The sequence below is a fragment of the Promicromonospora sp. NPDC060204 genome, from assembly GCF_042728455.1.
GTDB lineage: Bacteria > Actinomycetota > Actinomycetes > Actinomycetales > Cellulomonadaceae > Promicromonospora.
This window is the reverse complement of record NZ_JBHWZO010000368.1, coordinates 1-4765: the sequence shown is the minus strand read 5'-3', so window position 1 is coordinate 4765 and position 4765 is coordinate 1. Positions and strand designations below refer to the sequence as shown.

Sequence of the window (4765 nt, the reverse complement as noted above, 5' to 3'; positions counted from 1 at the left end):
GCTTTCCGCCCCCGGAGAGCGGAGAAACCCCAGCCTCAAAGGTGAGGTGGACGACGGCGGGTACGCCGGCGCGGCTGGTCTAGTCTCGGGAGATGAGCGCTGTGACTCTCGGCATCCCGTCGGTGCGAGGCGTGCCCCGGCGCGCGGCCACGCCGGCGGGCCGGCCGCGCCCGGAGACGCCGCTGCTGGTCGACCGGTACGGGCGCGTCGCGCGCGACCTGCGGGTGTCGATCACGACGGCCTGCTCCCTGCGCTGCACGTACTGCATGCCCGCCGAGGGCCTGCCCCTGGTGCCGCGCGACGAGCTGATGACGCCGGAGGAGATCGGGCGGCTCGTCGGCGTCGGCGTGCACGACCTCGGTCTCCGCGACATCCGGTTCACGGGCGGCGAGCCGCTCATGCGGCGCGACCTGGAGCAGATCATCGGCGCGGCCCGCACAGCGGCCGACGACGCGATGCGCGCCCTCGGCTCCGACGAGCACGTCCGCATCGCCATGACGACGAACGCGCTCGGGCTGGACAAGCGCGTGGACGCCCTGGTCGCGGCCGGGCTGGACCGGATCAACGTCTCGCTGGACACGGTGGACCGCGAGGCGTTCGCGACCCTGACCCGGCGCGACCGCCTCGACGACGTGCTCAAGGGGATCCAGGCGGCGCTGACCGCCGGGCTGTCGCCCGTCAAGATCAACGCGGTGCTGCTGCCCGAGACCCTGGAGGGCGCCGCCGACCTGCTCGCCTGGTCCGTCGCGCACGGCTGCAACCTGCGCTTCATCGAGGAGATGCCGCTCGACGCCGACGGGCGCTGGACCCGCGACGACGTCGTCAGCGCGGCCGACCTGCTGGCGGTGCTCCAGGAGCGGTTCACGCTGACCCCCGCGGGCCGCGAGGACCCGTCCGCCCCGGCCGAGGAGTGGCTGGTCGACGACGGCCCCGCCACCGTCGGGATCATCGCGTCCGTCACCCGCTCGTTCTGCGGGGCCTGCGACCGCACCCGGCTGACCGCCGAGGGCACCGTGCGCTCGTGCCTGTTCGGCAACGAGGAGACGGACCTCAAGTCCCTGCTGCGCGCCGGTGCCACGGACGACGAGGTGGGCGACGCGTGGCGGGCCGCCATGTGGGCCAAGCCCCGCGCCCACGGCAGCGACGCCGTCGAGCTGGCCGCGGACGCCTTCGCCGAGACCGAGCGCAGCATGGGCGCCATCGGCGGCTGACATGACCGGCACGTGACGTCCCGTCGTCCCAGGTGACCCCCGGGAGACGCCCGCGTGTACGTTGCCGGAAGCCTCGGCCACCCGGCCGCCAAAAAGCCGCATAACGCCCAGACGGGTTCCTAGGCTCCCGGCACGTGACCACCATCGCGACGCCACGGGCGCCGGAGGACCCCGGCGCCCCGCCGGCCGGATCCGCGGCCCCGGAGCGCACAGCACCGCGGCGCCCGCGCCGCAGCCGCCTCGCGGCCGGCCGCCGGCGCACCGCCCTCCTCTGGGCGCTGCTGCTCGCCGGCCCCAACATCGCCCTCCTGCTCGTCTTCGTGTACCGGCCGCTGGTCGAGAGCCTCTACCTCTCGACCCTGCAGTGGAACCTCGGCTCGCCCACCGCGCGGTTCGTGGGGCTCGGCAACTACGTCGAGTGGTTCACCGCGCCCACCACCGGGCGGGTCGTCACCACCACCCTCGTCTTCACCGTCGCGACCGTCGGCGGCGCCATGGTCCTGGGCCTCGGCCTGGCCCTGCTGCTGAACCGCAGGCTGCGCGGCCGGGGTGTCGCCCGCACGGTCGCGTTCGCGCCCTACGTGCTGGGCGGCTTCGCCGTCGGCATCCTCTGGCTCTTCATGTTCGACCCGCGCTACGGCCTGATCCAGGAGGTGCTCGGCTGGGTGGGCATCGCCTCCCCCGACTGGTACACGAGCCGGCCCTGGCCGCTGGTCATGGTCATCGTCGTCTACCTGTGGAAGAACCTCGGGTACGTCGCCCTCATCTACCTGGCGGGCCTGCAGGCGGTGCCGCAGGACCTCAAGGACGCCGCCGCCATCGACGGCGCGTCCGCCGCCCGCACGCTGCGCTCGGTCGTGCTGCCGCTGCTCACGCCGACGACGTTCTTCCTGCTCGTGACGATGCTGCTCAGCTCCCTGCAGTCCTTCGACACCATCAAGGCCATGACGCAGGGCGGCCCCCTCGGGTCCACCACCACGCTCATGTACTCGATCTACGTCGAGAGCTTCGTCAACGGCCGCGCCGGGTACGCGTCCGCCGTCGCCACCGTCCTGTTCCTCGTGCTGCTCGCCGTCACCGCCGTGCAGCTGCGGTTCGTCCAGCAGAAGGTGCACTACGCATGACCGCCGCCACGCTCCCCCGCCCCGGCACCCCGGCAGCGGCGACCAACCCGGCCCGACGACGGCGCTCGCCGCAGGTCGGCGGCTACCTCACGATGATCTTCGCGACGATCGTGCTCGGCGCGCCGCTGCTCTGGATGGCGCTCGCCAGCCTCAAGGCCCCCGACGAGCTCTACCAGCTCCCGCTGCAGTGGCTCCCGGCCCACCCGGACCTCGACAACTACGCACAGGCCGCGGGCGCCATCCCGCTCGGCCGGCTGCTCGTCAACAGCATCGGCCTGACGATCGTCGGCGCGGGCCTCAAGGTCGCGCTCGGCCTGTGCTGCGCGTACGCGCTCGTCTTCCTGGACTTCCCGTTCCGCAAGGTCGTGTTCGGGCTGGTCATCGCGACGCTGATGATCCCGCCGCAGATCACGATCATCCCCAACTACACCCTGGTGGCGAGCCTCGGCTGGCTCAACACCTACCAGGGCATCCTCGTGCCGGGCCTGGCCAGCGCGTTCGGCACCTTCCTCTTCCGCCAGCACTTCCTCACGCTGCCGCGGTCCGTCCTGGAGGCGGCCGAGCTCGACGGCGCGGGGCACTGGCGCAAGCTGTGGCGGTTCGTGGTGCCGATGAGCACGCCGACGCTCGCCGCCGTCGCCCTGGTCTCCGTCGTGACGGAGTGGAACGACTACCTGTGGCCGTTCCTCGTGGTCGACGACCCCGGCAAGATGACGCTGCCCGTGGGGCTCACCCTGCTGCAGAACACCGACGGCATGACGAACTGGGGCGTGCTGCTCGCCGCCACGGTCGTCGTGACCCTCCCCATCCTGCTGGTCTTCCTGGTCCTGCAGCGCCGGCTCGTCGCCGGCCTCACTGCGGGCGCCGTCACCGGCTGAGCCCCCTCTCCTTCCCCTCCCTCAGCGCCCGGAACCGGGTGCGCCGTACCGGAACGAAACCAAGGAGCACCCCCGTGTCCCACCGTCCTGCCCGCAGGGCCGCCCGGCGCCCCCGCGCCGCCGTCGTCACCGCGCTCGCCGCGCTCACCGCCCTGACCGCCGCCGGGTGCGCCGGCCCGAGCGTCGGCGCGACCGGCGGCTCCGACGAGGCCTCGGCCGAGGCCGTCGACTGGTCGCAGGTCGAGCCCGCCAAGGAGATCACCTGGTGGTCCAACCACCCGGGTGCGTCCCAGGAGGTCGAGCAGCAGCTCATCGACGACTTCAAGGCCGAGAGCGGGATCAGCGTCAAGCTGGTCACCGCCGGCGCCGACTACGACGAGGTCGCCCAGCGGTTCCAGGCCGCCTCGCAGACGGACGACCTGCCGGACCTGGTCATCGCCTCGGACGTGTGGTGGTTCCGCTACCACCTGAACGACCAGATCATGCCGGTCGACGACGTCATGGAGTTCCTGGACGCCGACGCCGCCGACTTCCAGCCCGCGCTCTACTCCGACTACGAGTACGAGGGCCGGCACTGGGCCGTGCCGTACGCCCGCTCGACGCCGCTGTTCTACTACAACAAGGACCTGTGGAACGCCGCCGGCCTGCCCGACCGCGGCCCGGAGACCTGGGCCGAGCTCGAGGAGTGGGACGCCTCCCTGAAGAAGGAGGTGCCCGAGAAGGGCTCGACGTTCGGCCTGTCGACCGGCCCGTCGTGGGGCGCCTGGTGGTTCGAGAACATGATCTGGGGCCAGGGCGGGGCGTACTCCGACGGCTTCGAGCTCACCCTCGACACCCCCGAGGCGATCGCGGGCGGCCAGTTCGTGCACGACCTCTTCCACAAGTCCGGCGTCGCCACCCTGTCGGCCGACGACGCGATGGCCGACTTCTCGTACGGCCTCATCGCCTCCACCATCGGCTCCACGGGCTCGCTCAAGGGCGCGCTCGACGCCGCGAAGTTCGAGGTCGGCACGGCCTACCTGCCCGACGGCCCGCAGGGCGGCGGCACCCCGACCGGTGGCACCGGTCTGGCCATCCCGTCGTCCAAGACGCCCGAGGAGCAGCTCGCGGCCGCGATGTTCCTGGAGTTCCTCACGAACACCGAGAACACCGCCACCTTCTCGCAGGCCACCGGCTACATGCCCGTGCGCACCTCCGCGGTGGAGAGCGACACCATGAAGGCCACCTACGAGGAGACGCCGCAGTTCCGCACCGCGGTGGACCAGCTCGCCGACAAGGCCCGCAAGCAGGACGACGTCCGCGTCTTCGTGCCCGGCGCCGACGCCCTGCTCAACGACGCCCTGGAGCAGATCATCATCGAGGGCGCCGACCCGGCCACGGCGTTCGAGTCGGTCACGCCGCGCATCGAGACGGCGTACACCGAGAACGTCGAGCCCTACCTCGACGCGCAGGACTGACGTGACCGCGCCGACCACCGGGCCGCCGGGCGGCCCGGGTCCGCCGCGAGCAGCAGGGCGAGGTGGGCGGCGTGGTCCATGGGGGGCTCCTTGCG

At 72.3% G+C, this 4765-nt stretch carries 4 protein-coding genes; all 4 read left to right on the top strand.

The window, feature by feature from the left end; translation table 11 throughout:
* The first annotated feature begins 92 nt into the window (after positions 1-92).
* The 4 genes from moaA (at position 93) to ACFWEJ_RS27330 (ending at position 4670) form a co-directional block, all read left to right on the top strand.
* Entirely contained in the window at positions 93-1211 is a 1119-nt protein-coding gene (moaA, locus tag ACFWEJ_RS27345; RefSeq protein ID WP_377232323.1) for a GTP 3',8-cyclase MoaA, read from the top strand.
* Positions 1212-1345: 134 nt separating this feature from the next.
* Positions 1346-2335 carry a carbohydrate ABC transporter permease gene (locus ACFWEJ_RS27340; RefSeq protein ID WP_377232322.1) on the top strand — a complete coding sequence of 330 codons (990 nt, stop codon included), beginning with the start codon at positions 1346-1348 and terminating at the stop codon, positions 2333-2335.
* Positions 2332-3213 (top strand): carbohydrate ABC transporter permease, encoded by an 882-nt coding sequence (locus ACFWEJ_RS27335; protein ID WP_377232321.1) that lies wholly within the window; start codon positions 2332-2334, stop codon positions 3211-3213. The genes ACFWEJ_RS27340 and ACFWEJ_RS27335 overlap by 4 nt, the downstream gene beginning before the upstream one ends.
* 74 nt (positions 3214-3287) lie before the next feature.
* On the top strand, positions 3288-4670 hold the full coding sequence (locus ACFWEJ_RS27330) for an ABC transporter substrate-binding protein (RefSeq protein WP_377232320.1): 1383 nt from the start codon (positions 3288-3290) through the stop codon (positions 4668-4670).
* Positions 4671-4765 lie beyond the last annotated feature (95 nt).

What these genes read in the sequence shown, in the direction of transcription:
- moaA (WP_377232323.1), top strand. Translation starts at nt 93, where the DNA reads ATGAGCGCTGTGACTCTCGGCATCCCGTCGGTGCGAGGCGTGCCCCGG.
- ACFWEJ_RS27335 (WP_377232321.1), top strand. Translation starts at nt 2,332, where the DNA reads ATGACCGCCGCCACGCTCCCCCGCCCCGGCACCCCGGCAGCGGCGACC.